This is a genomic window from uncultured Planococcus sp., from assembly GCF_947501725.1.
Lineage (GTDB): Bacteria > Bacillota > Bacilli > Bacillales_A > Planococcaceae > Planococcus > Planococcus donghaensis_C.
Genome location: NZ_CANMXD010000002.1, coordinates 382,856 through 409,618 on the forward strand (window position 1 = coordinate 382,856; position 26,763 = coordinate 409,618).

Annotated in this window: 27 protein-coding genes, 1 tRNA gene and 1 pseudogene; 16 read left to right on the top strand and 13 right to left on the bottom strand. The window is 45.6% G+C overall.

Annotation, left to right across the window (positions count from 1 at the left end):
* Window positions 1-89 precede the first annotated feature (89 nt).
* From Q0785_RS04110 to rpiA, 10 genes and pseudogenes are all read left to right on the top strand, one after another.
* Window positions 90-569 (top strand): DinB family protein, encoded by a 480-nt coding sequence (locus Q0785_RS04110; protein ID WP_298825854.1) that lies wholly within the window; start codon window positions 90-92, stop codon window positions 567-569.
* A gap of 261 nt (window positions 570-830) precedes the next feature.
* Window positions 831-1,832: a substrate-binding domain-containing protein gene (locus Q0785_RS04115; protein ID WP_298825857.1), complete on the top strand. Its 1,002-nt coding sequence runs from the start codon at window positions 831-833 to the stop codon at window positions 1,830-1,832.
* Between the two features lie 32 nt (window positions 1,833-1,864).
* Entirely contained in the window at window positions 1,865-2,515 is a 651-nt protein-coding gene (gene hxlA, locus Q0785_RS04120; RefSeq protein WP_298825860.1) for a 3-hexulose-6-phosphate synthase, read from the top strand.
* A complete protein-coding gene (hxlB, locus tag Q0785_RS04125; RefSeq protein ID WP_298825863.1) occupies window positions 2,487-3,044 on the top strand; it encodes a 6-phospho-3-hexuloisomerase in 558 nt (185 codons plus the stop codon). Before hxlA ends, hxlB begins: the two co-directional genes overlap by 29 nt.
* A gap of 67 nt (window positions 3,045-3,111) precedes the next feature.
* Entirely contained in the window at window positions 3,112-4,143 is a 1,032-nt protein-coding gene (locus Q0785_RS04130; protein ID WP_298825866.1) for a TRAP transporter substrate-binding protein, read from the top strand.
* Window positions 4,144-4,214: 71 nt separating this feature from the next.
* Window positions 4,215-4,697, top strand: coding sequence for a TRAP transporter small permease (locus tag Q0785_RS04135; protein WP_298825869.1), 483 nt, complete (start codon window positions 4,215-4,217; stop codon window positions 4,695-4,697).
* Entirely contained in the window at window positions 4,694-5,986 is a 1,293-nt protein-coding gene (locus tag Q0785_RS04140) for a TRAP transporter large permease (RefSeq protein ID WP_298825871.1), read from the top strand. The genes Q0785_RS04135 and Q0785_RS04140 overlap by 4 nt, the downstream gene beginning before the upstream one ends.
* A gap of 29 nt (window positions 5,987-6,015) precedes the next feature.
* Window positions 6,016-6,303 carry a cupin domain-containing protein gene (locus Q0785_RS04145; RefSeq protein WP_298825873.1) on the top strand — a complete coding sequence of 96 codons (288 nt, stop codon included), beginning with the start codon at window positions 6,016-6,018 and terminating at the stop codon, window positions 6,301-6,303.
* 50 nt (window positions 6,304-6,353) lie between these two features.
* A pseudogene (locus tag Q0785_RS04150) lies at window positions 6,354-6,515 on the top strand (NADP-dependent phosphogluconate dehydrogenase); the annotation flags it as partial.
* 43 nt (window positions 6,516-6,558) lie between these two features.
* Entirely contained in the window at window positions 6,559-7,254 is a 696-nt protein-coding gene (rpiA, locus tag Q0785_RS04155) for a ribose-5-phosphate isomerase RpiA (protein WP_298825875.1), read from the top strand.
* A 242-nt stretch (window positions 7,255-7,496) separates the two neighbouring features.
* Here rpiA and Q0785_RS04160 read toward each other — a convergent pair whose 3' ends face one another.
* The 7 genes from Q0785_RS04160 to Q0785_RS04190 form a co-directional block, all read right to left on the bottom strand.
* A complete protein-coding gene (locus Q0785_RS04160) occupies window positions 7,497-8,102 on the bottom strand; it encodes a polysaccharide deacetylase family protein (RefSeq protein ID WP_298825877.1) in 606 nt (201 codons plus the stop codon).
* A gap of 60 nt (window positions 8,103-8,162) precedes the next feature.
* Window positions 8,163-8,933 carry a phosphonate ABC transporter ATP-binding protein gene (gene phnC, locus Q0785_RS04165; protein ID WP_223635781.1) on the bottom strand — a complete coding sequence of 257 codons (771 nt, stop codon included), beginning with the start codon at window positions 8,931-8,933 and terminating at the stop codon, window positions 8,163-8,165.
* A gap of 12 nt (window positions 8,934-8,945) precedes the next feature.
* A complete protein-coding gene (phnE, locus tag Q0785_RS04170; RefSeq protein WP_223635783.1) occupies window positions 8,946-9,701 on the bottom strand; it encodes a phosphonate ABC transporter, permease protein PhnE in 756 nt (251 codons plus the stop codon).
* 11 nt (window positions 9,702-9,712) lie between these two features.
* Entirely contained in the window at window positions 9,713-10,615 is a 903-nt protein-coding gene (gene phnD / locus Q0785_RS04175; protein WP_298825888.1) for a phosphate/phosphite/phosphonate ABC transporter substrate-binding protein, read from the bottom strand.
* A gap of 122 nt (window positions 10,616-10,737) precedes the next feature.
* Window positions 10,738-11,787 (bottom strand): selenide, water dikinase SelD, encoded by a 1,050-nt coding sequence (selD, locus tag Q0785_RS04180; protein WP_298825891.1) that lies wholly within the window; start codon window positions 11,785-11,787, stop codon window positions 10,738-10,740.
* Between the two features lie 50 nt (window positions 11,788-11,837).
* Window positions 11,838-12,833, bottom strand: coding sequence for a glycosyltransferase (locus Q0785_RS04185; protein WP_298825894.1), 996 nt, complete (start codon window positions 12,831-12,833; stop codon window positions 11,838-11,840).
* Between the two features lie 560 nt (window positions 12,834-13,393).
* Window positions 13,394-13,490, bottom strand: a tRNA-Sec gene (locus Q0785_RS04190).
* A 160-nt stretch (window positions 13,491-13,650) separates the two neighbouring features.
* Here Q0785_RS04190 and selB point away from each other — a divergent pair.
* From selB to Q0785_RS04205, 3 genes are all read left to right on the top strand, one after another.
* The gene (gene selB / locus Q0785_RS04195) at window positions 13,651-15,555 is read left to right on the top strand and encodes a selenocysteine-specific translation elongation factor (RefSeq protein ID WP_298825897.1); all 1,905 of its coding nucleotides are present in this window, start codon (window positions 13,651-13,653) and stop codon (window positions 15,553-15,555) included.
* Window positions 15,552-16,952, top strand: a complete 1,401-nt coding sequence (selA, locus tag Q0785_RS04200; protein WP_298825900.1) for an L-seryl-tRNA(Sec) selenium transferase — start codon at window positions 15,552-15,554, stop codon at window positions 16,950-16,952. The genes selB and selA overlap by 4 nt, the downstream gene beginning before the upstream one ends.
* A 139-nt stretch (window positions 16,953-17,091) precedes the next feature.
* A complete protein-coding gene (locus Q0785_RS04205; protein WP_298825903.1) occupies window positions 17,092-18,234 on the top strand; it encodes a glycerate kinase in 1,143 nt (380 codons plus the stop codon).
* A 52-nt stretch (window positions 18,235-18,286) separates the two neighbouring features.
* On the opposite strand, the gene Q0785_RS04210 is transcribed toward Q0785_RS04205, so the two are convergent.
* On the bottom strand, window positions 18,287-18,820 hold the full coding sequence (locus Q0785_RS04210; protein WP_298825906.1) for a hypothetical protein: 534 nt from the start codon (window positions 18,818-18,820) through the stop codon (window positions 18,287-18,289).
* Window positions 18,821-19,173: 353 nt separating this feature from the next.
* Between Q0785_RS04210 and Q0785_RS04215 the strand changes: the two genes are divergently transcribed.
* A complete protein-coding gene (locus Q0785_RS04215) occupies window positions 19,174-20,469 on the top strand; it encodes an MFS transporter (RefSeq protein WP_298825908.1) in 1,296 nt (431 codons plus the stop codon).
* A 63-nt stretch (window positions 20,470-20,532) separates the two neighbouring features.
* Window positions 20,533-20,664: a hypothetical protein gene (locus Q0785_RS04220; RefSeq protein WP_298825910.1), complete on the top strand. Its 132-nt coding sequence runs from the start codon at window positions 20,533-20,535 to the stop codon at window positions 20,662-20,664.
* A gap of 64 nt (window positions 20,665-20,728) precedes the next feature.
* Here the strand turns inward: Q0785_RS04220 and Q0785_RS04225 are convergent, their stop codons facing one another.
* The 5 genes from Q0785_RS04225 to cysK form a co-directional block, all read right to left on the bottom strand.
* Window positions 20,729-21,445: a 3-ketoacyl-ACP reductase gene (locus tag Q0785_RS04225; RefSeq protein ID WP_298825912.1), complete on the bottom strand. Its 717-nt coding sequence runs from the start codon at window positions 21,443-21,445 to the stop codon at window positions 20,729-20,731.
* 144 nt (window positions 21,446-21,589) lie between these two features.
* On the bottom strand, window positions 21,590-22,579 hold the full coding sequence (locus Q0785_RS04230; protein WP_298825914.1) for an ABC transporter substrate-binding protein: 990 nt from the start codon (window positions 22,577-22,579) through the stop codon (window positions 21,590-21,592).
* Window positions 22,580-22,645: 66 nt separating this feature from the next.
* Complete coding sequence (locus Q0785_RS04235) at window positions 22,646-23,401, bottom strand: ABC transporter permease (protein ID WP_298825916.1); 756 nt, start codon at window positions 23,399-23,401, stop codon at window positions 22,646-22,648.
* Window positions 23,385-24,173 carry an ABC transporter ATP-binding protein gene (locus Q0785_RS04240; RefSeq protein WP_298825918.1) on the bottom strand — a complete coding sequence of 263 codons (789 nt, stop codon included), beginning with the start codon at window positions 24,171-24,173 and terminating at the stop codon, window positions 23,385-23,387. Before Q0785_RS04240 ends, Q0785_RS04235 begins: the two co-directional genes overlap by 17 nt.
* 260 nt (window positions 24,174-24,433) lie before the next feature.
* On the bottom strand, window positions 24,434-25,354 hold the full coding sequence (cysK, locus tag Q0785_RS04245) for a cysteine synthase A (protein ID WP_298825920.1): 921 nt from the start codon (window positions 25,352-25,354) through the stop codon (window positions 24,434-24,436).
* A gap of 185 nt (window positions 25,355-25,539) precedes the next feature.
* On the opposite strand from cysK, the gene Q0785_RS04250 reads away from it, so the two are divergent.
* Complete coding sequence (locus Q0785_RS04250) at window positions 25,540-26,433, top strand: sulfurtransferase (protein WP_298825921.1); 894 nt, start codon at window positions 25,540-25,542, stop codon at window positions 26,431-26,433.
* The last annotated feature ends 330 nt before the right edge of the window (window positions 26,434-26,763 follow it).

Here is a 26,763-nt window from a genome sequence, read left to right on the forward strand (position 1 = left end):
GGAAAAATAAAAGAAATAGAGAAGGGTAGAAAAGGGTTTTAATGATCTTTGGTGAATTAAATAATTAATAAGGTGAGGAGGAATCGATGATGATCAATCGTTATTTACAGAATGGACTTCAGGGAAAGTATGCTCACTATCAGACAGATCTGCTGTTTAATGGCCTAAGTTGGGAAATGGCTGGAGAAAAGCCGGAGGGGAGCCCGCATTCCGTATGGGAACTTTTGTTTCACATGAATTACTGGCAGGAATTCATTTTGGCGGAGCTTCGTGAAGAGACACCGGAAAGCCCTCAGGACTTGTCAGAGTCTTGGCCAGGTTCTCCATACCCTTCAAACGAACAACAATATACAGAGACAGTGACTCAGTTTTTAAAAGGCTTGGGGCAAGCGACGCAGCAAGCATCAAAAGATTCTTTGGAAGAAGGTCTAGGCGGCAGAAAAAGAACAGCAGCAGATTTGCTGATGGTGCTGATCAATCACAACAGCTATCATGCGGGACAAGTTGTCTATGCACGCCGTTTGATTAGCGCATGGCCACCGCCTGATGGGGATGGTATATCAGAGTGAATGGAAGCTATTATTTTTAAACTAGATTAAACCATAATGAAGGCTTAGATAATTCTATTATCTAAGCCTTCATTATGGTTTGGAATCATTGTCATATCTTTTTTTAAAAGTTTTAAAAAAATCCCTCAGAAAAGAATGATTATAAAAAAATCAGATTATTTTATTAAATCTATTGTAAAGCGCTTACATCTTCTTTATACTAAGGTACATCGGTTTAGTAAACCGGTATACCTTTCTTAAACAAGTTTGGAGAAGATTCAAATGAAATCAATTACTATGGCGACAGTTGCTCAACATGCACAAGTTTCAAAAAGCACAGTTTCTCACTTTTTAAATGGCCGGTATGGGCATATGAGTGAGGAAACGAAACAAAGAGTTGAAAACTCGATTAAAGAATTGGATTACCGGCCGAATATTTTAGCAAGAAGCTTAAAGCAAAAAACTACAACGACAATTGGAGTTATTGTAGCTAATAGCTTGCACACTTTTTCGGCACAAGTAATCAGATCGATTGAAGATATTTGTAATCAGACAGATTTTCATCTAATTGTCTGTAATGCGGATAACGATTGCATCAAAGAAAGAAAATACATTGACATGCTGCGTGCCAAGCAAGTTGATGGCATGGTCATTATCCCTACCGGCCATAATGAAGATATTTATAATGATATGGTCCAAAGCAATTATCCGGTGGTCTTTGTGGATCGCATATTACCCAATGTTTCCATTCCTTCAGTCATGGTGAACAATGAGATGGCTTCGAGATTAGCAGTCCAACATTTTATCGATATGGGTTATCAGAGAATCAGTATTATCACGAATGAAATTGATGCTGTAATCCCTCGAATTGAGAGGATTGTAGGATATCGAAAAACCTTGAAAAGCAATGGATTAACTATAGAAGAAGATTATATTAAGGCATTAGAAATCAAGCAGGTTCAACAAGGTGTCAAAGAATTATTGGCGCTTGACGATCCACCTCAAGCAATTTTAGCTGGAAACGATCTAACCTTGATTGAAATTCTAAAGTATTTAAAAAACCAAAATTTGCAAATCCCAAAAGATATAGCGGTAATTGGAATTGATGACGTTTCGTTTGCCTCTTTTTTTGAACCAGCATTGACCATCGTAGAGCAGCCCGCAGCTGAAATCGGAAAAAAAGCTGCAGAACTCTTAATGGAAAAAATTCAAAAAGAAGATAAAGTTGATCAGGATAAAATTCATCGTTTTGAGCCTAAATTAGTCATCAGAAACTCCTGTTGAGATATAACCTATTTTGAAGAAAGGATGATTAGATGAAATTCCAGTTGGCTCTAGATCGTTTGACGAGAGAAGAATCCTTTGCGATTCTGCATGAAACAGCTCCTTATATTGACTGGATTGAAGTAGGGACAGGTGTTATTAAGCAATATGGCATGGCAATTGTCCGAGAGATTAAAGAAGCCTATCCAGATAAGATTTTGGTGGCAGACATGAAAACATGCGATGCCGGTAAACACGAAGCACTCCAAGCTTTTGAGGCAGGAGCGGATATTACAACGGTTATGGCTTTTTCAGCTAACAAGACAATTTCGGATGCCTTGGGAGTAGCTAAAGAATTAAATAAGCGCGTCATGATCGATTTATTGGGAGTGACTGATTCGGACCGCCTTAAGGAATTGCAAAGTATGGGAGTCGAGCTTGTCGGTTTGCATCATGGAAAGGATATGCAGCTCGAAAAGGAAATGAGTGGAGACCTGTTAAAGCTGGCGCAAGGATTAACGGGAATGGAAATAGCAATAGCAGGAGGAATTAATAAAGAATCACTCCCTTCTTTATTGGATAAAAAGCTTACTGCTGTAATTATCGGCAGTGCCATTACAAAGGCTGCAAATCCAGCACAGGAAGCAAAAGAGATGAAGGAGGCGGCAGAGCATTTTGAAACCAATCATACAAAAAGTAGCTGATGAAATTTCAATGGTTTTATCGAATGTCGAAGAAGAAGAAGCGGTTCAACTTTCGACTCAGCTAAAAGAGGCAAAGCGGATTTTCGTTTATGGAGAAGGACGATCAGGGTTGATGGGCAAAGCCTTCGCAATGCGGCTGATGCACGGTGGGTTCCAGGTTTTTGTAGTTGGCGAGACGATCACTCCAAGTATTGAAGAGGGAGATTTGCTGGTCGCTATTTCGGGATCGGGATCGACAGAAGCTATCCTTCAATTTGCTGCAAAGGCTAAAGAGTCAGGAGCAAAGGTTTCCCTGGTGACAACCAACAAAGAATCCAAAATCGCAGCGATTTGTGACTGCGTATTGAATATTCCAGCCGCCACTAAACATCGTCGGCCGGAAGAGCCTGCAACAATCCAACCACTCGGAAATCAATTTGATCAATCTGTCCATCTTGTACTGGATGCCATTATAATCGGAACATTAGAGGGAAATAGAAATAAAGATATGCATGAGGAAATGACCAGACGGCATACAAACTTTGAATAACAGGTAATCTATGGCTATGTAACAGGACATGGGAGATTTAAGTACTTCAAAATAAGGGGGAAAAGATATGAACAAGAAGATGAAAAAGTTTTTAGTTTTACCATTGGTTTTAGCAGCAGCATTAACAGGATGCGGAAGTGAAGAATCAGCAGGTGGAGACGGTGGGGCACCAGAGAAAATTAAACTGATTGCAGCGCATAACCAAACATCACCGGATAATCCATATCAGGTCGGGTTATTAAAATTCAAAGAAGTGGTGGAAAGCGAATCTGATGGAAATATTGAAGTGGAAGTACATGCCGGGACAATCGGGACAGAAGAATCCGAATTAGTGGAAAAACTGAAATTAGGGGCAGCAGATGTTGTTTTGGTATCTCCAGGATTTATGACTCAAACAGGTATTAAAGAGGTCGATCTATTCGCTCTTCCTTATCTATTTGACAGCTACGAGCATTGGGAACAAGTGGTTGATGGTGAAGTTGGAGAAGAAATGGCGACTATCGTCAATGAAAAATCGAACAATGATTTTAAAATCGTAGGATATTGGTCTGCCGGTGTAAGACATTTCTATGGCAAAAAACCGCTTGAATCCATGGATGAATTAAACGGAATGACAATCAGAACTCAGACTTCTGGTGTGGTTTCTGATTACTGGAAACAAGCAGGAGCAGTACCTACTTCTGTGGCTTGGGGCGAATTGTATCAGGCTCTGCAACAAAACGTAGTTGATTCATCAGAAAACTCGTATCCTTATTTCGTTCAGCAAAACCACCATAAAACGGACAATGGGAAATACGTGACAGAAACAGCGCATGATTACACAACAAGATTTTTATTGGTAAACGGAAATGAATTTGATTCTTATACGCCTGAACAGCAAGAAATTATTACAAAAGCAGTTGAAGAGTCTGTTCAAGCTGAACGGGAAGCTTTGCTTGCACAAGAAGATGAATACAAAGAAATCGCAATCACTGATGGTGCCGAAATCGGAGAAATTGATACAGCACCATTTGCTGAATTAGCGAAGCCGCTTCAGGAACAGGCAGCCAAAGACATCGGGGCAGAAGAAATGTATCAAAAGATTGTAGAGCAAAAATAATTCTATGATTGTTAAAAGGGAGAAACAGCTTGTCTATTCTCCCTTTTAATTTTTTATGAAAGGATGGTTCCATGATAAAGGTCTTAGAGAAGGCGCAAATGACGTTTGGGGTAATTACCTTATCGATATTTTTTATTGCTATCATCATTCAAATTGTTTCCAGACACATGGGTGTTGCCATTATATGGACTGAAGAAGTGGCGAACTATTCATTTATTTGGTCTATCTTTATGGGAGCAGCCGTCATGGTCAACCAACGAGAACATTTCAGCTTTGATTTTTTAACAATTAAGTTGAAAGGCAGAAAAAGGACGGTATTGGTATTGGTGATTGACACAATCATTTTACTTTTTGCGCTGGCTATTTTATATTTCGGGATTGAAGCGGCACAAACTTTTTGGGATTATAATTGGGTCGCCCTGCCGGAAATGAAAATGGGCTATGTTTGGATTTCATTGCCGATTATGGGCTTCACCATGGCCGTTTATACGCTTGGCCATCTCTTCAACGGCTTTAAAGACCTCAGAAATCTGAAAAGGGGGGCTGATGCATGATTGGCATTTTACTTGTTCTGATCTTTCTGGTCCTTATGTTCATCGGTGTCCCCATCGCTTTTGTTATTGGAATTGTTTCATTTATCGGTGTCTTGAGTATTGAAACCCTTCCTGAAGTAACCGTGCCGATAAGAATGCTGAACGGCATCGATTCTTTTGTGCTGTTGGCTGTACCGTTATTTATCTTAGCCGCAAATTTAATGAATCACGGGAAAATTTCACAAAAACTGATTGATTTATCTCTTTCTGTAGTTGGTCATATAAGAGGTGGATTGGCTCATTCCAATATTCTGGTATCCATGATTTTTGCTGGGGTCTCTGGTGCAGCACAAGCCGATACAGCAGGAGTCGGAAAAATACTGATTCCGAATATGAAAAAGCAGGGCTATGACACAGAAACTGCAGTGGCGGTTACAGCAGCCTCTTCTACAATCGGCGTCATCATCCCTCCGAGTATTCCGATGATCATCTTTGCGGGATTAACAAATGCTTCAATTGGTGCATTGTTCTTGGGCGGTATTGTCCCGGGTATCTTGATTGGTGTTGGAATGATGACGTTCATTTACATCATGGCTCTGAAAAGAGGCTATCCACGATCTGAAAGAGCTTCTATGGGAACATTCTTAAAACTGGTTTTCGAAACACTGCCAGCCTTGTTGACGCCGGTAATCATTATCGGCGGTATTATTACAGGTTTCTTTACTGCAACAGAAGCTGCAGCAGTAGCCTCTCTTTATACATTGGTAATCAGTATGTTTTATTATAAAACCTTAAAGGTAGCTGATTTACCGGGAATCTTGAAAGACACTTTGGCGTTGAGTTCGTTATCGCTATTTGCCTTAGCGGCAGCAAGTGCTCTTGGTGAATTAATGAGCTATTACCAATTATCAGTTGTAGCTCAGCAATTCTTTGTCGATAATGTAGGAACTAAATGGCTGTTCATTTTGATCATCATCGCTTTTTTCCTGTTTATCGGCACCTTCATGGATGCCATCCCAGCGATGATTTTGTTTGTTCCCATCATTTTACCGACAGCTACCTTATTCGAAATGGATCCAGTCCATTTAGGGTTAATCGTCGTTATGACTTTAGCGATCGGTTTAATCACCCCACCCTATGGGTTATGTCTGTTGCTGGCTGCAAAAATTGGTGGTTTGAGCATAGAACGATCTTTAGTGGCGGTATTGCCTTACATCTTGATTGTTATAGTGGTACTGCTATTCGTGGCTTTCTTCCCGGATATTGCATTTTTTATACCGAAAATGATTAACCCGGGTCTATTCTTATAAAATACACTCAATAAAGAAAGGACGATTTTATGGTTTCAAGAGAAGTATTATCGAGCACCGGTTCACTTATGCTTGTAAGAGTCCACTTGGCAGAAGGTTTTAGAGGAGACGTGGATCAGCACCCGCAAGAGCAGATCAGTTATATCGAAAAAGGCATTGTAGAGTTTGGAGTAGACGGTAAGAAAAAAATCCTGCGCAAAGGGGATACCCAATATATTCCGTCTAATATAAAACATCAAGTAAAGGTGATTGAGGAATGTGTCATCTTGGATGTTTTTACTCCTGTGCGTCAAGATATTCTTGACCAGCAGAAATAAGCATAAAAAGGAGAGAGAGCATTCTCTCCTTTTTTCCAATTTAGGCCAATTACGAACGAAATCTCCAGCTGAAGAATCTGTTATTGGATCCGTATTTCGATAATTATCGAGCAGCTAATATACCAGCAGTTCTATGGCAGATACAAAGAGATTACTTTGGTGCCGATACTTACAGAAAAACTGATGAAGAAGGTTCTTTCCATACAAATTAGTCTGAAATGGATCAATAGCAAATTCAAAAGAGGGGTGGAAATCATGGCAGGCATGATAGATGAAAAGAAAAAAGAAGTCGGAGAAAAAGCGGTTGAATACATTAAAGACGGCATGGTATTGGGGTTGGGATCTGGCTCCACCGTTTATTGGATGTTGAAGAAACTGGGGGAACGCGTAAAGGAAGGTATGACTGTCAAAGGGGTATCCTCCTCTTTAAGAACTGAAGAATGGGCGAAAGAATTCGGCATTCCCTTAACTACGCTTTCAAAAGCTCGTCGCCTGAATTTGGCTATTGATGGAGCAGATGAGGTGGATCCTTCCTTTAATTTAACTAAAGGAGGAGGAGGGTCATTGCTTCGGGAAAAATTGGTGAATGATGCAGCTGAAAAATTGATCATCGTTGTGGATGACAGTAAATTGGTTAATCAACTTGGAGTATTTCCATTGCCAGTTGAAATCGTTCCATTTGGTTGGGAAAATACTGCAGAAAAAATAGCCGGCTTGCAATGTCAGCCGAAGCTCAGAAGAGAAAACGATGAAATCTTTGTCACTAATAACGGCAATTATATTGTGGACTGCCAATTCGATGAAATATTTGATCCAACTGCACTTCATCAAAATTTAAAACTGATTTTAGGAGTGGTTGAAACGGGCTTATTCATCAAGATGACGGATATCGTCCTGGTAGGTGGAGAGAGTGGAGTGCGAATACTCGAAAAGAAGGAACAGCGTGAGTGAGATAGATGTATTTACTTTAGGGGAAAACGATGGCTGTCTATCAAGTTGAACTAACGTAATCGTTTGAATATGTACAATTTTCGAAGCATATTGGTCAGTAGAAAGTATGTAGCGATTGGCTTAAGTCGTTTAAGTTATAAAGTCGGTTGGATCAGTAAATAAATAGAAGACGAAAAAAAGTTGATTGCCTACAAGCATTGTTAATAAAAAATCAGCACCAGTTTTTTACCGGTGCTGATTTTTTATTTATTTTCAGAAGGCAACAGAGAAAAACTATAGCCTTGTTCTTTAATGGCTTTAATCAGTTCAGGCAGTACGGCAACAGTCTGCTCTAATTCATGCAGCAGAATGATGGCACCGTCCTCCAGGTTTTCTGTAGCATACCGAATGATTTGGCCGGGGTCGTCTTTCAGTTCCCAGTCCATTGAAGCAATGCGCCACATAACAGTCCTTAAGCCCAGCGCCTGCGCTGCCTTTAAAGTGTTGCTGTTGAAGCGCCCATAAGGAGGACGGAAATGAACAACCGGTGTGCCGGTAGTCTTTTCGATATGTGCAACGCTGTTTCGGATATCCCGGTACTGCTCTTCGTAGGAAAGTTGCACCAGATTGCGATGTTTCATGGAATGTGTTCCGATGATATGGCCTTCATCGAGCACGCGCTGCCACGGTCTAGCCGGGTAGAGCAGACGCGATTGCCAAAAGAACATGGCTTGCACATTTTCCTGTTTCAGGATATCCAGAATTTGCGGCAGTACTTTGCTTGGGCCGTCATCAAAACTGAGAACGACGGATTTGTTGCTGTGCAGTCGATTGGACGTAATGATTTGCGGGTGAGTAGAGTCGTACACGACCCTGGATTGATCAACTGCTCATGGACTTTTAATCATGCGAATCATCTCCTTTCGCTGCTAAATGCCAGGATCGAAAAAAGCGGGTTGCGGATCAGCTGTATAGGTTTGACGGTATTCTGCATCGGAGAATTTTTCAGGTGGACCATCAAAAATAAGCTTTCCGTCTTTCAAGGCCAGAATGCGAGTAGCATAGCGCTTTGCCAACTCAATATCGTGAACATTGATGATTGTCAGCAAGTCCAAACGTTCATGCATTTCCGTCAGTAAAGTAAAGATATGGTTGGAAGTGCCGGGATCGAGGCTGGCGACCGGTTCATCCCCAAGCAGGACTTTGGGCTGTTGGGCAAGCGCACGGGCAATGCCGACACGCTGTTTTTGGCCGCCGCTCAGCTGTTCCACTTTCCGGTAAGCCATTTCCGTAAGGCCGACATCTGCAATGACACGCTTAGCCAAGGCCAACTCGTCTGCAGTGAACCAGCCGATCAAATTTTTAAAAGAAGAACGGTAGCCGAACATGCCGGTCAGCACATTCTGCATGACGCTCAAACGCGGAATCAGGCTGAAATGCTGGAAGATCATCCCGGTTTCACGACGTACTTTTCGCAGGTTTTCTTCAGTATGGATAGAGATATCCTCACCGTCAAAGTAAATTTTTCCGCCGGTCGGTTTTTGCAATCCATTGAGACAGCGGATGAACGTCGATTTTCCTGCACCGCTTTTACCCAGTACACAGACGAAATCGCCTTTTTCAAGTGAGAGGCTGATATCAGTCAGTGCTTCTACTTTTGTATCCGGATAATGTACAGACAGGTCTTTCACTTGTATCATATAGCCACTCCTTTAAATGACGCGATTTCGAATGGTGCTGGCTAAAAAGTCGATGGCGATCACCATGATCATAATAATCAGGACGTCCAGCGAAACGGAAGAGTATTGGAAAGTTTTAAAGTCATTGAACAGGCGTTGGCCGATTCCACCGCCGCCTATAAAGCCCAGGATAAGCGATGTACGGATGGCGACTTCAAAACGATAGAAAAATTGGGACAGGACGTTCGGCCAGATTTGCGGAAGAATGCTGAACAGATTAGCCAGCCATTTCTTCGCGCCCACTGCCCGCATAGCTTCCTGAGGGCCGGGGTCGGCAGCTTCAATCAATTCAGAGACCAGTTTTCCAAAGACACCAACATTATGGAACATGATGGCGATAACTGCTGGAAAAGGTCCAAGTCCCAGGGTCGTCAATAGAATCAGACCAAATACGATTTCAGGGATCGAACGCACAAAACTGAGTGCCACACGGGTGAAATGGAAGAGGGACTTGGATGGCGCCGTATTGCGCGCCGCAATGAAACTGATCGGCAATGCGATCAATAAACCAAAAACACTGCCAAGAAAAGCCATTGCTAAAGTCTCGAGTGTATCTTCCACCATACCTGGAAGCTTGGAAAAGTCCATCGGCCACCATTGAGACAGAAAATCGATCATGTTGCGGAAATCCCTGAACTTGGACAAGTCGAATTCCGTAATCCGCATACTGAAATAAACCAGCACAAGGACGATTATTACTGTGATGAAATTACTTTTTTTAAACCACAAGCTGATCAACTCTATTCTTCAATGATACCTTGCTTTATAGCGGCTTGTTTGATGCTTTCGTAATCGGCATTAGTAGCTTCAGTAAAACCGGTAGCGCCAAATGCATCAAGGATTTCAGGATCTTCTATTGCTAAAAATGCTTCGCGAAGTTTTGCGACAGTTTCGTCATCTGTGCTTTCAAGAACGGCCCATGGATACTGGAACAAAGGCTCTGATTTCCAGATGATCTTTAGTTGTTCTCCATCAATTTTGCCTGATTCCAGCAGCTGATTGTAAATAGCGCTGTCAATGGCACCCGCATCGACTTGCTTGTTTTGAACAGCAAGCGCAGTTGCATCATGCGAACCGGTAAAGCGAACAGTCTCAAATTGATTTTCCTGTTCAGACTCGTATACTCCGCGGTCCTGCAATTCAATTGAAGGAATCAATGAACCGGAAGTGGAATTCGGGTCACCGAAAGCGAACTGGACTTCACCCGGATTCTCCAATAATTCATCTAGTGAAGTAGCAGGATTGTCGGTGTGGGTGATGACATACGCATTGTAGAATGGCTCGCCGTCCACCAACTGAGTGATGATTGCCTTGGCATTGCTGTTTGCTTCTGCAATGACGTACGTTAAAGGCCCAAGGTAAGCCATATCGATCTGGTCGTAATTCATTGATTCTACGACACCATTATAGTCTGGGTAAACTTCAATTTCGACTTCGCGGTCCAATTCTTCGCTCAGGATGGTTTGCAGTTTATCCATGGCCGTTTGCATTTCGCCCTCTGTCTGGGCAGGGATTACGCCGATTGTAAAGGGCTCTTCGTTGGTGGACCCTGTTGAACTTTCAGTATCAGTTGAATCGTCTCCACATGCTGACAGGAATAATGCCAGCAAAAGTACAGAAATCGTTAAAATCCATTTTTTCAATACAAGCACCTCTTCATGTTTTGGTATGTAGCTGAGCGTAATAAAACAAGGACCCCCATAGAGTCCTTGTCCAAAGCTTAACTATTGCTACTTTTAAGCTTTTCTTCTTTAAACAGCAGTTCTTATTTTACGTGAATCCGACCAGCATTTTCACTTGTCACATTCCCGATGATGGCGGATTGGACATTGTTTTTCTGCAGATCACGCTGCAATGCGTCTGCTTCCGCTTCCGGTACTGAAATCAGCAGGCCGCCTGAAGTGACTGCGTCGCATAGAATCAATTGATCGATTTCGCTGATGTTCTCTGCGTAATCGATGTCATCTGCAAGCCATTGGCGGTTTTTGCGTGTGCCGCCAGGAATGACGTTTTGTTCCGCAAGCTCTTTGGCACGTGAAAGGACAGGGACATCTTGGTTATACACTGTAACGCCGACCTTGCCGCCTTTGGCGATTTCCATCGTGTGTCCGAGCAGCCCAAAGCCAGTAACATCTGTACAGGCATTGACGGTGTATTTTTCCATCACTTCTGCCGCAGTTTTGTTTAAGGTGGCCATGACATTCATCACTTCATCCAGGTCTTCTTTTTCCAGAATCCCTTGTTTGATGGCAGTGGTCAAAATACCGACGCCAATAGGTTTGGTCAAAATGAGGCGATCACCCGGCTTTGCACCTGCATTGGAGCGGATGCGGTCGGGGTGGATGGTACCTGTGACGGAAAGTCCGAATTTAGGCTCCTGATCGTCAATCGAATGGCCGCCCACCAAGGTGGCGCCAGATTCTTTGACCTTATCGGAAGCACCGGCCAGGATGTCGGCTAAGATGCTTTTATCCAAGGTGTTGATCGGAAACGCGACGATGTTCATGACAGTCAAAGGCTTGCCGCCCATGGCATAAACATCACTCAAAGCATTGGCCGCACCAATTTGGCCGAACATATAAGCATCGTCTACAATTGGAGTAAAGAAATCCAAAGTTTGGACCAATGCGGTTTCATCATTAATTTTATAAACTCCTGCATCGTCAGCTGTTTCCAGACCGACCAGCAAGTTTGGATCATCTACATTTTTCGGTAAGTGACGCAGAACCTGCGCCAGGTCCTCAGGACCAATTTTGCAGCCTCAACCGCCTTTTGTAGATAAAGAAGTTAATCTCACTGTTTCTTTTTCAACCATGTCAATCTCTCCTTTTCAAATTCCTATTCTATTATACAGGGTAATTTTTTTTAGTTTACAATCCCTTGATAAACTTTCAGCAAAGTCTCGGCTTCGCGTTCGCTTGAATGATGCTGTCTCACATAAGCTTTAGCGGCTTGGCCAATACTTTCCCTTATTTTGTTATTATTCATGAGCTTTTCAGCATAATCAAGGAATTCGTTTCGGGTTTTGTATAAAAACCCTGTTTCCCCATTGGAAATGATGCTGCTGTTGCCGGGAATGTCTGAAGCCAGCACTGGAAGAGCATAGCCCATCGCCTCTAAAATGGTGGCCGGCTGACCTTCCGACAGCGAGGTATTCAATACAACATCCGTCTCCCGATAAACAGAACCCATGTCTTCATGTGGTACTTGTCCAAGGTAACGGATCCACTCTTTGTGGCGTTCGACAAGTTCAAGTACAACTTGGCCTTCCTTTTCTTCAAGCACAGGTCCGACAAGCCAAAGTCGAAGCTGCGGATAATGCTGGCGAAGGTCATGGAGCATCGAAATTGCTGCGGGTATATTCTTCACTTTCCGGATACCGGCAGGCAGGAAAAATAAAAAGCTATCGGGTTCTTTCTTGAAAAGTGAAACTCCCGAAAGAGAAGCCTGATTTCCCTGGGGCATGATGAAGATTTTGCCGGCAATCCCGGAAACTTCCTTTACCAGGAGTGCTCTGGCTTTCTCATCAAATACATGGATGGCTTTTGCTCCGTTTAAGGAAGCCAGAACATCCTCCCGTTTATCCGGATTAAATAGGTCTTGGTTCAAATCGGTTCCTGTGATGGTCACCATGTAATGAGGCGGCTGGCGATCCAACTTTTGCAGAAATTTATAGAAATTATAGGCATGGAATCCATGAACGATATCAGCAGCAGGGAATGTATGGATGGCGTTCTCGTCTGTTGTCGAAATGATTTCCGTCTCCACACCCAGTATTTCGAGTTTGTCTGCTATGCGTTGAACCGTTATGGTATTTCCACGCAGTTGTGGGTAATTCGGTGAAGCTAAAACAATTTTCATCTTCTTCATCCTTTAATCCAACAATTTGGCGTTTGAACACTTCCGCTCCATTGAATTATCCTAAAACAAAGTAAGTTTGTCACTTAAGTCGTCTTTCGTTTCATTAAAAAAAGATTGCCGGCAGGGCAATCTTTTTAACCTTGTTTTTTGTGGTTCTACTGTACGGGCGCTTCAGCATTTCTGTTGTCTAGCTTCAGCGCCCAGTCCCTCGGGGTCTTAAGCCAAACCGGCAGTGTGGCAAAGAAACGCCACACAACCGATTCGACTTAAGCCTGTCGGGGCTCGACAGGCGCTTCAGCTTTTCTGTATGTCCAGCTTCGGCACCCAGATTCTTGGGCATAAGCCACTCTGGCTGTGCGGCTGAAAACATGCCGCTTCGCCAGCGCGTCTTATGCCCGTCGAATCTACACGGGTGCCTCAGCATTTCTATTGTCCAGCTTCAGCGCCTAGTCCCTCGGGGTCTTAAGCCAAACCGGCAGTGTGGCAAAGAAACGCCACACAACCGATTCGTCTTAAGCCTGTCGGGTCTGGACAGGCGCTTCCGCTTTTCTGTATGTAATTGGCGGGATTGTGTGGGAATCGAACCCACCGAGCCTGGCACGCAGGCCCCTCAGGGTTTTGAAGACCCAGGAGGACACCAGTCACCCATTCAACCCCAGGATATTGTCGGCCGACCTGTACAAGTTTATACCGAAAAAAAGATCTGCGCAAGAACAGCGCTCGGGTAAAACGGTGAAGAGCGGAGTTCAGGCTTGAAACAGCCTTTGCTGAAGACTAAAGTAAAGGGAGAAGCGATTAGAGAAGGCGTGTGAAAAAGATGGAAGAACGATATTTTACAATCGGCATGGCCGGCCATATTGATCATGGCAAAACCAGTTTGACGAAAGCTTTGACGAATGTCGACACGGATCGATTGAAAGAAGAGAAGGAACGGGGCATTTCCATTGAATTGGGGTATGCGCCGTTGCAGCTGGAAGATGACGTCTTTGTATCGATTGTCGATGTGCCGGGACATGAACGGTTTATTCGCCAGATGATTGCAGGTGTTGCGGGAATCGATTTGGTGGTTCTGGTGGTGGCGGCGGACGAAGGCATCATGCCGCAGACTGAAGAGCATCTGGAGATCCTGCAGTTTTTAGGTGTGGAACGCTGCATCGTAGCCATATCGAAAATGGACCGGGTCGATGAAGTAATGCTTGAATTGGTGACGGATGATATTAAGGAAAGGTTAGCGGGAACCGTGTTTCATGAGGCGCCCTATATTGCACTTGATAGTCTTTCGGGTACAGGAATCGATGAATTGAAGCAATTGATTTTGAAGGAATTGAAATCAACTGAATTCCGTGACGCCTATGGTTCATTCCGTTTGCCGATCGACCAGGTGTTTACGGTCCAGGGACAAGGGACGGTGGTCAGAGGCACCGTTTACGAGGGTGTTGTCCGGAAAGCGGCTCAGCTGATGGTGTTGCCGGCCGGGATTCCAGTGAAAGCGAGGCAAATTCAAGTGCACCATGAGGAACGCGAGCAGGCAAGAGCCGGGCAGCGGACGGCCATCAACCTTGGCGGCATTGAACGGACAGCTGTAAAGCGGGGGGATGTGCTGGTGGATTCGGAGCATTTTCTAGTGACGGATACCATTGATGTTGCTTTGCAGGTGATTGGCCGGAAGTTTGCGCCTCTTAAACAGCGGACGGCTGTCAGGCTTCATATCGGTACGTCTGAAGTGATGGGCAAAATTGTCTTTTTCGACCGCAATGAGCTGGCGAGCACACAGGACGAAGTGTTATGCCAAATCCGCTTGGATGAAAAGATTGTGGTACGCAGGGAGGACCGGTTTATTTTGCGGCGCCCCAGTCCGATGGAGACGATTGGCGGGGGCTGGGTCATTCAGCCGAACGGGGGCAAGTACAGGTTCGGCCAGGAGACCATCGCTATGCTCCGGCATCATCAGGAGGGAACACCAGAGGATCTAGTGGCTGATGCGCTCAGCAAATTCCTTCTGCTCGACCAGCAGCAGCTCATGCAGCAGACTTCCCTGGATGACGGCATCTTGAATGAGACTTTGGCGGAAGGCTTGGCTTCTGGTGTCTGGCTGGAGATACCGCGCCAAGGCTATAGCTTGACCAAAACTTTCATTAAAATAAAAGACGAGTTACTGGCAAGGCTGCGGCAGTTTCACGAAGACTTTCCGATGCGAAAAGGCATAGGCAAAGCTGAACTGATCCAAACAATTGGTGCCGCTTATCCGAAACCCTTGCTTGAGTTCAGTCTGGATTTATTGATGGAGCAAAATGAACTGCAGCGATCCGGCCAGTTTGTGGCACTTACTCTTTTCGACCCGCATCTTCCGAAAAAATGGCGTGCGCGAATGGAGCAGGTAATCGGCTCCCTGGAAAAGGATGGCTTCCAGGCTGACAAATGGGAAGCGTATTTTGCAGGCAGTCCATTGCCAAAACCGGAAATTGCAGAACTGACAGCTTATTTGCTTGAAAGCGGCCAGGCTTATCGCTTGAGGGAAGATACACTTATCCACCGTACGGCTTTTGAACAAGCTTTAAACCAGCTGCGAACGAATACAGGAGCTTCCTTTGATTTGAAGCAGGCGAAAGAGATCCTTAATTTGTCGAGGAAATACATGATTCCGTTTCTCGAGTTGCTGGATGAACTGAAATTTACAAGGCGGTCAGAAGATCAGCGTTACTGGATGGAGGAAAAGCTATGAAACAGTATTTGCGGCAGCTGCCGGCAATCCATGAATTGCAGAAAGATCCGCGCTTTGAAGACATGAAAAAAGAATTCGGATTGAACGATGCGCAGCTGACTGACTTTCTGCAGCGGGAAGTCGGCAGGCTGCGGCAAAGTCTGCTGGCAGAAGAATCAGAGGTCGAAGGGCTTGCTCCTGATTTTACAGGCCAGCTTTTCAAGTCAGTTGAAACCCGCGTAAGCATGTGGCAGGCAGATCGGTTGTCACGGGTGATCAATGGCACGGGAACAGTGCTGCATACGAATTTGGGGCGGTCCCGCTTAAGTGATGCGGCAATTGCCCATGTAGCAAAAACGGCAGCGAATTACTCCAATCTTGAATATCGTTTAATGGAAGGAAGCCGCGGATCGCGCCACGACATCATCGAAGATTTATTGCTGGAAGCAACAGGCGCAGAGGCGGCAATGGTGGTGAACAATAATGCGGCAGCTGTATTTCTGATTTTAAGTGCCTTGGCGAAAAAGCGGGAAGTCATCGTTTCCCGCGGTCAATTGGTTGAAATCGGCGGCTCTTTCCGAGTGTCCTCCATCATGGAAGAAAGCGGGGCAGAGCTTGTTGAAGTGGGGACGACCAATAAGACGCATCTATTCGATTACGAAAATGCAGTGGGTGAAGAAACCGTTATGATCATGAAAGTGCATACCAGCAATTTCAAAATGATCGGCTTTACGGAAACAGTGGGGACATCCGAATTGACTGAACTGGCGGGAAAACATCCGAATCTCATTTTTTATGAAGATTTGGGGAGCGGCGCGCTTTATGATTTTAAAAAACATGGCATTGGCGAGGAGCCGCTTGTCCGTGAAGTGATCCAGAGCGGTGTGGACCTTGTTTCGTTCAGTGGCGATAAGCTGCTCGGCGGTCCGCAGGCCGGATTGATCGCCGGCAGGAAACAACTGATCGATCAATTGAAGAAGCATCAATTGGCGCGTGTTTTGCGGGTGGATAAAATGACGCTGGCAGCACTGGAAGAAACCTTGAAAAGTTATTTGTCGGGCCCGGAGAAAATTATTGAACTGCCCACTGTCCGGGATATCATCCGTCCGGCTGAAGACATTAAGATTCAAGCACAGTCGTTTATAAGCAGTTTGTGCTCGGATTCCCGTAATTATGTCGGTGAGCTTCAGGAAAGCACCTCCCAAGTAGGAGGGGGCACCATGCCGGGAGTGGAAATCCCTACCTATATTGCAGCGATTAAACACAGGTCTTTAAGTGCTGAACAATTAGCAGCCCAATTAAGGCAGGCAAAGCCGGCAATTGTAGCGCGAATCCAGGAAGAACGGGTATGCATTGACTTTCGGACCATTCATCATTCGGAGATGGAAGAGTTACTTGCAGGGTTTCTCGCCTTGTGACGGATTGGCTATCAGCTTCTGTTAAGAGGTAAGGCGGCTGTCGCAGATTTTGCGATAGTCGCTTTTTGCTGTGGAGTGAATTTTAGAGGGATTAGTTCTATAATCTACAATATAGAGCGTTGCATAGGAGGCAGATCCAGTGAAGATTTTGATAGCACCTGATTCATTTAAAGGGAGCATGACAGCGATAGAAGCAGCCAGAGCAATGGCTGAAGGGGTTCAGGAGGCATCTCCAGAAGCAGAGGTGGTTTTATTGCCGGCAGCTGATGGCGGAGAAGGCACCTTGGCTACACTGGTCGCTTCAACTGGTGGAAAAACGATTGAAACAGTGGTGGAAGACCCACTTGGACGGAAAATTACAGCGCAGTATGGCGTACTCGGAGACCAGGAAACCTGCGTGGTGGAGTTGGCAGAGGCATCTGGACTGACTCTTCTGGCCGTGGAGGAACGAAACCCGTTGCTTGCTTCAACCTATGGTACCGGTGAACTGATTGCTCACGCACTGGATGCCGGCTACCGGAAGTTCATCATCGGCCTTGGCGGCAGCGCAACCAATGATGCAGGAATCGGCATGCTTCAGGCATTGGGCATGAAGTTTATAGATGTCAATGGCGTGGAATTGGGTCCTGGAACTGTGGCGCTGAATGGTTTATCGAAGATTGACCCACATGGATTTGATCAACGCATCATGGAAAGCCGTTTTTTGATTGCCAGTGATGTCGAAAATCCTTTGATCGGACCTAAAGGTGCATCAGCCGTCTTTGGGCCGCAAAAAGGGGCAACGTCTGAAATGGTGCAGACGCTCGACGCAATCTTAACGAATTTCGCGGATATCGTTGAGCGCTTTACCGGTACAGCGCTGCACCATAAAAAAGGAGCAGGTGCTGCCGGCGGTGCAGGAGGGGCTTTCCAGGCATTCTTTTTAGGAGAGTTGAGACGGGGAATCGATGTGGTGCTTGAAGCGATGAATTTTGAAGAGCAGTTGCTTGATGCTGATCTGGTACTGACAGGAGAAGGAAAAACCGATGTCCAGAGCTTGTCTGGGAAAACGCCGATTGGCATTGCGGAATTGGCCAATCGCCACGGGAAACCGGTCGTCCTAATTTCGGGAATGATCGACGAAACAGAGAGAGACCAGCTATCTCCTTATTTTGCAGAAGTCCATGCTGTAGCGGATGACGGAATTTCACCGGAAGAATCTATGGCGAATGCCTATGACTATATGAAAATGAAAACAAGGAATGTGATGGAGAGCTACTATAAGAAAATCAAACTCCAGTAATCTTAAAAGGTGAATCGGTAAATAACCGATTCACCTTTTTGGATGGTTGCGGTCATTGGTTCAGAACAGGGTGTTCCGTGTAGTCGAAAACGATGTCGGGGAGGATGGAAGGCTCGACATTGTCCCAAATTAATTGGTCGCGCGTTGCTTTGTCCATCCGAAAAGACATGATGCTTTCATCCTTTACATCGTTTTGGGATTCTTTAACAGGATAAATCCACGAAATGGAGATATCGTTCAATTGGCTGATGCCTGACAAGGGAGCCAGTATATCTATGGCTTGCTGCCACATAGCCTTTTTTGTTGAAACCATCGTAAATCCTTTATCGGCATTTAAGGCAAGTTCCACATTCCAGCCCTCCGAAACTCGGGAAACCGAAATTCCGTCAATGCGTTTTTTGTCCATGTTGCTCTTCTCTCCAAGCTGTTGGGTGATGATAGCCTGCAAATCAGCTTTTAGGTTTTTTGCTTCTTGGGATTCGGGTTTCAACAGCCAGCCGCCTATAGCAATCAAAACGATGAATGCCAAGAGTAACCACATCCAACTGGCAGAGCGCTGCAGTTTCTTTTTATTTGCCTCAGTCATTATTCCAGCCACTCCATTCCGGTCATTGCTGATTTCATTATAAAGAGAAACTTCAATCAGTGGGGGGGTTTCTTCATCCCCCGCTGATTGTTAGTTGATCCAATCGGACTTTAACGGGCAGTAAGACTCCCGCTTATAGAAGCGGGAGTCTTACTGCCCGTTAAAGCGGGATAAAGGTAAATGCGGATATGGAAAAACAGCTTTTAGTGTTCGTTAGCTTCTTTTTTTAAAAAAAGTTCATGGTGACCATCTTGAAAACCGTTATACTGAAAAAAGAATATGGATTTATTTTTAGAACCAATTTTGAAAATATACAGAAGATAAACGTATTTACCATGAAATGAGGGAACACCATGAGGCAATCTGACAAGCAGCAGGAAATGCTGCAAGGCTTTATTGAATCACCTGAAAAAGTCAGGGGGCTTTACCGCCGCACCTTATGGATCGTGGTTCTATCACAAATTTTCGGAGGGGCAGGGCTGGCAGCAGGAGTGACGGTCGGCGCCCTTCTCGCACAGGATATGCTTGGCACGGACCGCTTTGCCGGTGCTCCGGTCGCTTTATTTACACTGGGATCGGCAGCGGCGGCGCTCCTCATTGGCCGGCTGTCCCAACGCTTCAGCCGGCGTACCGGTTTGGCTTCAGGCTTTCTGGCCGGAGGAATCGGTGCGATTGGAGTGGTGGCCGCAGCTTTATCCGATAATGTATTTCTGTTGTTTGCGTCCCTGTTGATCTACGGGGCAGGAACCGCCACCAATCTGCAGGCGCGTTATGCGGGCACAGACCTGGCAACTGTAAAACAGCGGGGAACCGCCATCAGCATTGCGCTGGTTTCAACGACTTTTGGTGCGTTTGCCGGGCCGAACCTGATCGGTGTTATGGGCAGGTTTGCTGAGTCCATCGGCATTCCGGCTTTAGCGGGCCCTTTTATCTTAGCGGCAGCAGCGTATAGTCTGGCGGGAGTGGTCTTGCTGATATTCCTGCGTCCGGATCCATTGCTGGTTTCAAAAGCGATAACGGAGCATCAGCAAAGTCTTGAAGTGAACACGCCAGACATGGAACCGCTGGCTGCGGCTTCCATCAATAAAAAAGGCGTCGTGCTTGGGGCAACGGTTATGGTGCTGACCCAATTGATCATGTTTGCGATTATGACGATGACGCCAATTCATATGGGGCATTATGGGCATGATCTTGGAGATGTGGGGCTAGTCATCAGCATCCATATAGCGGCGATGTACCTGCCTTCGATCGTCACAGGCGTCCTTGTCGACAAGCTTGGACGGATTGTCATGTCGATAGCAGCCGGTGTGACATTCATGGCTGCTGGAATTGTGGCTGCGCTGGCGCCGAGTGATTCCTTGTTTGTATTGATTGTCGCTCTTGCTCTTCTTGGGCTTGGCTGGAATTTCGGGTTGATCAGCGGTACCACACTCCTTGTCGATTCGACTCATCCATCTACCCGTGCCAAAACGCAAGGCACTGTTGATGTATTAGTTGCGCTCGCAGGAGCCACAGGCGGCGGGATTTCGGGAATGGTCATGGCACAGTCCAGTTACGCCGTGATGTCTTTGGGCGGCGGATTTCTTGCACTGATTCTGATACCGGTCGTTCTTTGGTCTACAAAAAAGACGGTAAAGATGGATGCTTGAATAAGCTGAAATACAGCTTTTTTGTTCTTTTATTACCTAAACTGCAAAGGAGTTCGTCTATCCATGGGGTTTCTTGTTACAGCCATCTTGCTGGTCTTTCTTTTCGATTTTGTAAAACTGCACAAACAAAATGACAGGTTAATCGAGCAAAATGAACAAGTGATTGAACTGTTGAAAGAAATGAAGGATAAATAAGCTAATGCACTGAAAAAAAGCTCAGGCCACTTATGTGGTCTGAGCTTTTTTCGGAAATAATCGCTTATGGATTTGTCGACCAAAGACCAGCAGATTTCAATAGAACGCGAGGGTGCAACTTCAATTGTGCAACCATCATTTCAGCAAGGTCTTCCGGCTGTATGACTTTATCGGGATTGCCATCGGTCAGGTTTGCTTCAACTGCCAAGTCAGTGGCGACAGTGCTTGGTGTTAAGGCACTGACGCGGATATTGTGTTTTCTGACTTCCAGCATCAACGATTCCGTTAATCCCATAACGCCGAACTTCGAAGCGCTGTAAGCACTTGTGACAGGTGCGCCTTTTTGGCCGGCTGTTGATGAAATATTGATGATATCACCTGCTTGACGCTCGATCATTTGCGGCAGTACAGCGCGGGTCACATAATACACACCCATCAGGTTGGTATCGATAATTCCTTTAAATTCTTCAGGCGATAATTCGAGAAACTTGCCGAATTTGCCGATACCGGCATTGTTGATCAGAATATCGATGGTGCCAAGTTCAGCTAGTACATGCTCAACTGCTGCATTGACCGCTTCCGGATCTGCTACATCAGCCACGGCAAATACTGCTTTGACTCCGTATTGTTCCAGCTCCGCAGCTACTTTTTCCAAGTTTTCAGCTGTACGTCCGACCAATCCTACATTTATGCCTTCCGCTGCAAAAGCGATGGCCGTAGCACGGCCAATTCCTCTTCCAGCTCCTGTAATCAACGCATTTTTCCCTGTTAACTTCTGCATGTGAACCGCTCCTTTTAGTGTAAATCTAATCCATTAATCAGTGTAGCAAATTCCAATCGAAAAACCTTGCTCAAAAGCTCAGAGAGAGCAGACCAATAAAAGGACATAAAAAAACAGCAGAAAAAATTTCTGCTGTCGGTTGAATTATTGATCAAGAAATTGTGTATCCGTCAATAACGCAAAGTCCGGCTGTTCTTTCAAGAACTTCAAGTCGAACGATGAATCACCGAATGCCTGGATTTCTTCAGGAGCAAGAGCGGTATCAAAAATCATATTTTCCCAAGCGCCATCAATGATAGAGGCTTCCAGCTTCTGGCCAGTGATGTCATCGATTGTGTTGATGGTGATTTCTTTTGCCTGGTCGGGATTTTCAGCGATGAACTTAGTCGCTTCTTTATGTGCGTCAACAATGCCTTGAACCATTTCTGGACTTTCTTCAATCAACTTGCTTGAAGTCACCAGAACAGAAGCGGGCAATGTCGTGCCGAATGAAATCTCATCCGGTTCGATGATGACCTTCGCGCCTGTATTTTGCTTCAGTACAGATGCCCAAGGTTCAGGAGCGACCGCAACATCCACTTTTTCAGTAGCGAACATCGCTTCATATTGAGCAGGGTTGCCTGTTTGGTGAAGCATCTCGCCGCCGATGCGGTTTGAAGTGATGCCGTGTTCTTTCATGAAGGTTTCGAATTGGACGTCATGCGTGCAGCCGACGCGCGGTGTGATGAACGTCTTGCCTGCAAAATCCTCGATCGATTCAATGCCGCTGCCATTTCTCGCCATGACGACTGTACCGCCTGAAGCGCCGCCGGCAACCATGGTGACATCTGCGCCATTTGTGTAGTTGTTCATCGCTGGACCAGGTCCAACAAGTCCGGCATCGATATCACCGGTTTTCAATGCCGTCATAAAGTCCGCGCCATCTGCAAATGTCACGTATTCAACGGCTGTGCCGTCTTCAAGGTTCTTTTCATACATTTCCTGGTCTTTAGCGACCATTGCGGGTACATGATCAAGGTTCGGGAAATAACCGATTGTAACAGAAGATGAATCTTCGCTTGCGTCAGGTGAACCACAAGCTGCCAAAATGCCGACCATAGCGACAGGTGCAATAAGTGAAAATATACGTTTCATAAAATGAATTCCTCCTGTTTGTTTAAATAGTTATTCGTGATACGGCTTTGCTGAAACTCTTACTTTTTATGTCTCTAATCCCCAGCGCTTGAGGACGTTCTTTTCGATTCGCTGGAAAATCATCAGGTCGACGATTGCACCGACGACGCCGATGATGATCATCACGCCGATGACCAGTGACATATTGCCGAAATCGGATGCATAGCGCAGCGTGTACCCGAGCCCCGGTCCGGAACTGAGAAGTTCTCCGGCCATCAACGCCCGCCAGGCAAATGCCCAGGCTAGGCGGGCACCCGTAACGAAATACGGAACAGATGCCGGAATGATTACTTTGATGAACAGGTCCAGTCCGTTCGATCCCATCGTCCGTGCTGCTTTGATGAAGAGGGGATCGACGTTCTTGATGCCGGTCCGGACATTCAGGATCATGACGAATGTACCGCCCAAAATGACGACGAAAATGATGGAACCTTCGCCAAGGCCGAACCACATCATTGCGAGAGGCAGCCAGACGATGCTGGGCACACTTTGCAGTGCGAGCACCAGGGTTCCAAGGGTTTCATCTGCCGTTTTCGAGCGCGCCAGCAAAATGCCGACGCCGGTTCCGATGATGGCAGCTGCCACCAAACCAATCAGCAGCCTGCGGAAACTCGCAATCAGGTCATAGACCAATGTCAGATCCGCGAATCCGGCCACGAGCGAATCGTAGACGCTGACAGGGGATGGGAGGATGGTTTCGTGCCACAGTTCAAAGCGGGAACCCAGTTCCCAGAAGACGATGAGCGCGGCGAAAAAAATGATTCGTTTAACTGCCGGCTTCATATGCTTGCTCCTCGTCTATGACTTTATCGATTTCAGTTTTCAAGAGAGCCATAATCTGCTCTTCCAATGCAGCGATTTCCTGCCGGTGCTGTTCACGCGGGCGGGGAATATCGACGGTGATATCGGTCAAGATGGTTCCTGGGCGCGTCCCCATGACGATGATGCGGTCAGATAGTTTAATTGATTCAGAAATGCTATGGGTCACAAAGACGATGGTCTTTTTCGTATCGATCCAAATTTCCTCAAGCTGGCCGTGAAGACGGCTTCTCGTCTGTTCGTCCAATGCACCAAACGGTTCGTCCATCAACAAGACGGCAGGATCCATCGCCAATGACCGGGCAATCGATACACGCTGCTGCATGCCTCCGGATAATTCGTGGGGATAATGAGAAGGGTAATTGCTGAGCTGCACCATTTTCAAAAAATGATGAGCACGCTCCAGGCCTTCTTTTTTTGACATTTCCTTCCGTAAGGGGAACATTACGTTTTCCGTGACATTCATCCACGGAAACAGGGCAGCCTGTTGAAACACCATGCCCCGATCTTTTCCAGGCTTTACTACTTTCTTGCCGTCAACGATGATGTCGCCTGAAGTTGAACTGACAAGTCCGGCAATCATCGACAACAAGGTGGATTTCCCACAACCCGAAGGTCCGAGAATGGAAACAAATTCTCCTTTTTGGATCGATAGGTCGATGTCCTTTAATACAGTATTCGGCTTATCATTTTTATCGAAGTACACTTTGTTGATTTTCTTGGCTTCAATGAACATAATTGGCCACCGGTAATAAAACCTACCTTTCCTATCGGATAATATTATTAAAGTATAGTAGAATGATAAGGATTGTCAAGGTGAAAATGCTGAAAAAACAGTTTTTTGCTTGTAACAACAATATATGGGTATGGAAAACGACTCTTGCCCTGCTATCGGCCAATCCATAAACCAAGTGTATAAAGAGGATGGCGGCACAAAAAAGGCAGACCCTGAATTTTCAGGATCTGCCTTTATAATAAGTAAGAAACTTTACATTTTTATTCGTCGAAAAGATTCATGCTCAAATACCGTTCGCCCGTATCAGGAGCGATGCATAAAACTTTTTTGCCTGCACCAAGGCGTTTAGCAAGTTCGATTGCTGCGTAGATGGTGGCGCCGGCAGATGGTCCGACGAAAATTCCTTCTTCCCGTGCAACTCTTTTAAAGATGTCGATTGCATCTTCATCATTGATTGCCATAATTTCATCGTAGACTTCAGTATTGAGAATATCAGGAATGAATCCTGGGCTGGTACCGACTAATTTATGCTTACCGGGTTTTCCGCCGGACAGTACAGGAGATCCTTTCGGCTCCACGACTGCGATATAAAGTTCCGGAAGATGTTCTTTCAAGGTTTCGCCAGTGCCTGTGATGGTGCCGCCGGTTCCGGCAGACGCCACGAATGCATCCAGTTTGCCGTCCATCTGCTCGAGAATTTCCATTGCAGTGGTGGTACGGTGGATATCTGGATTTGCTTTATTTTCGAATTGCTGAGGGATGAAGCTGTTCGGAATTTCTTTCTGCAGCTCCAAAGCTTTGCTGATTGCTCCGGGCATTTTGGCATCGCTTGGTGTCAGCACCACTTCAGAACCGAATGCCTTCAATAAATTGATGCGTTCTTTCGTGGCGTTATCCGGCAATACCAGTATAGAGCGGTAGCCTTTTGCAGCAGCGACCATTGCGAGGCCGATTCCTGTATTGCCGCTTGTCGGTTCAATGATAGTGGCACCTTTTTCGATTAAGCCTTCTTTTTCTGCTGTTTCGATCATATTGAAGGCAGCGCGGTCTTTGACGCTTTTGGAAGGATTGAACATTTCCAATTTGACATAGACATCAGCTGCACCTTCCGGAACGATGCGGTTCAGTTTTACGACCGGCGTATCGCCGATCAATTCAATGATATTATTATAGGGTTTCATATAGAAGACAACCTTTCTTAAGTTATGGAATTTACCGCATATTATTTCTATACGCTGAACTTCAGAGCGCATTCAAACTGAAGTCTTTCAGTTGACGATAGGAAATTCAAACTTTATTCTACTAGTATAACGCATTTTTGTTAATCATATTGGATTTGTAGGCTTAACAACAAGGAGAGTGTACGATGGAAAAAATACCTTTAATCGTCAGTACGGATTGGTTGGAACAACGTTTGGATGACCCCGATTTGCGGATTATTGATGCCACGGCGTTTATGGATATTCCCGCGGATGGCGGACCGCCTTCCGTTCAATCTGGAAAAGCTTCTTACCAAGAAGGGCATATTCCTGGAGCTGTCTACGCCGATCTGCTGAACGAACTGTCAGATCCCGACTCACCACTGCCGTTTATGGCACCGCCGCGCGAACATTTCGTAAAAAAAATGACGGAGCTGGGTTTAGGAGATGGCCATTATACCGTTATCTACGACCAGGGCGCCTTAGTGAAAAACCCGGTGGTTGCTGCCTATTGGGCTTCGCGCTTGGCTTGGCAGATGCATTATGAGGGGTATGAAAATGTAGCGATTTTGGAAGGCGGCTTGCCGAAATGGAAAGAAGAAAACAGGCCATTGACAGTTGTTCAGGGCAACTATGCGCCTGCAACATTCACTGGGCAGCGCCGACCGGAACTGCTTGCCACCAAAGAAGATGTACGACAGGCAATGGATGATGACAATGTCATCCTGATCAACAGTCTGTCACCGGAGGATTTCAGAGGAGAGTCTAATACTTATCCGAGAAAAGGCCATATTCCAAGCAGCGTCAATGTCTTCTTCGGCCTCCATGCCGATCAGCAAACCAAGCAAATACATGATGACGCTATTCTTCGTGAGCCTTTCGAGAAAATTGGGGCATTGGATCCAGACAAAAAAGTCATCACTTATTGTGGCGGTGGAATTGCCGCTACCTGGAATGCATTGCTGCTCAATAAACTGGGCCAGAAAAATGTTGCCGTCTACGATGGTTCAGTGAACGAATGGGCGAGTGACCCATCCTGCCCACTGGTGACAGGAGAATGAATAAAAGACCGCATTGCCTTTTAGAGGCAATGTGGTCTTTTATCGTTTACCGATATAATGGACATTTATGGATAGTAATATCTATACAAGTTGAACCAATGAATTGCTTTTTAAACTCATTATTAGTGAAGAAACGAAAAAAGTGCTCTAAGCGGATGCTTTCCGTGGACGAAGCTATCGTAGCGGTGCAAGAGCACATCTCTGCCCTTTGCCGCCTTCCACTCTTTCTTCTAAGTGTCTTCGAGAATTGAACAACAGGATATGGAGTAAACCGGCGGAGACTCCCGCGGGATAGCGAAGTGCCGAAATCCACTCGGGCGCTAAGCCCGA

Coding starts and splice junctions, on each gene's coding strand:
- Q0785_RS04110 (WP_298825854.1), top strand. CDS start 90: ATGATCAATCGTTATTTACAGAATGGACTTCAGGGAAAGTATGCTCAC.
- Q0785_RS04115 (WP_298825857.1), top strand. CDS start 831: ATGAAATCAATTACTATGGCGACAGTTGCTCAACATGCACAAGTTTCA.
- hxlA (WP_298825860.1), top strand. CDS start 1,865: ATGAAATTCCAGTTGGCTCTAGATCGTTTGACGAGAGAAGAATCCTTT.
- Q0785_RS04130 (WP_298825866.1), top strand. CDS start 3,112: ATGAACAAGAAGATGAAAAAGTTTTTAGTTTTACCATTGGTTTTAGCA.
- Q0785_RS04135 (WP_298825869.1), top strand. CDS start 4,215: ATGATAAAGGTCTTAGAGAAGGCGCAAATGACGTTTGGGGTAATTACC.
- Q0785_RS04140 (WP_298825871.1), top strand. CDS start 4,694: ATGATTGGCATTTTACTTGTTCTGATCTTTCTGGTCCTTATGTTCATC.
- Q0785_RS04145 (WP_298825873.1), top strand. CDS start 6,016: ATGGTTTCAAGAGAAGTATTATCGAGCACCGGTTCACTTATGCTTGTA.
- rpiA (WP_298825875.1), top strand. CDS start 6,559: ATGGCAGGCATGATAGATGAAAAGAAAAAAGAAGTCGGAGAAAAAGCG.
- phnC (WP_223635781.1), bottom strand. CDS start 8,933: ATGATACAAGTGAAAGACCTGTCTGTACATTATCCGGATACAAAAGTA.
- Q0785_RS04185 (WP_298825894.1), bottom strand. CDS start 12,833: ATGAAAATTGTTTTAGCTTCACCGAATTACCCACAACTGCGTGGAAAT.
- selB (WP_298825897.1), top strand. CDS start 13,651: ATGGAAGAACGATATTTTACAATCGGCATGGCCGGCCATATTGATCAT.
- selA (WP_298825900.1), top strand. CDS start 15,552: ATGAAACAGTATTTGCGGCAGCTGCCGGCAATCCATGAATTGCAGAAA.
- Q0785_RS04210 (WP_298825906.1), bottom strand. CDS start 18,820: ATGACTGAGGCAAATAAAAAGAAACTGCAGCGCTCTGCCAGTTGGATG.
- Q0785_RS04215 (WP_298825908.1), top strand. CDS start 19,174: ATGAGGCAATCTGACAAGCAGCAGGAAATGCTGCAAGGCTTTATTGAA.
- Q0785_RS04220 (WP_298825910.1), top strand. CDS start 20,533: ATGGGGTTTCTTGTTACAGCCATCTTGCTGGTCTTTCTTTTCGATTTT.
- Q0785_RS04225 (WP_298825912.1), bottom strand. CDS start 21,445: ATGCAGAAGTTAACAGGGAAAAATGCGTTGATTACAGGAGCTGGAAGA.
- Q0785_RS04230 (WP_298825914.1), bottom strand. CDS start 22,579: ATGAAACGTATATTTTCACTTATTGCACCTGTCGCTATGGTCGGCATT.
- Q0785_RS04235 (WP_298825916.1), bottom strand. CDS start 23,401: ATGAAGCCGGCAGTTAAACGAATCATTTTTTTCGCCGCGCTCATCGTC.
- Q0785_RS04240 (WP_298825918.1), bottom strand. CDS start 24,173: ATGTTCATTGAAGCCAAGAAAATCAACAAAGTGTACTTCGATAAAAAT.
- cysK (WP_298825920.1), bottom strand. CDS start 25,354: ATGAAACCCTATAATAATATCATTGAATTGATCGGCGATACGCCGGTC.
- Q0785_RS04250 (WP_298825921.1), top strand. CDS start 25,540: ATGGAAAAAATACCTTTAATCGTCAGTACGGATTGGTTGGAACAACGT.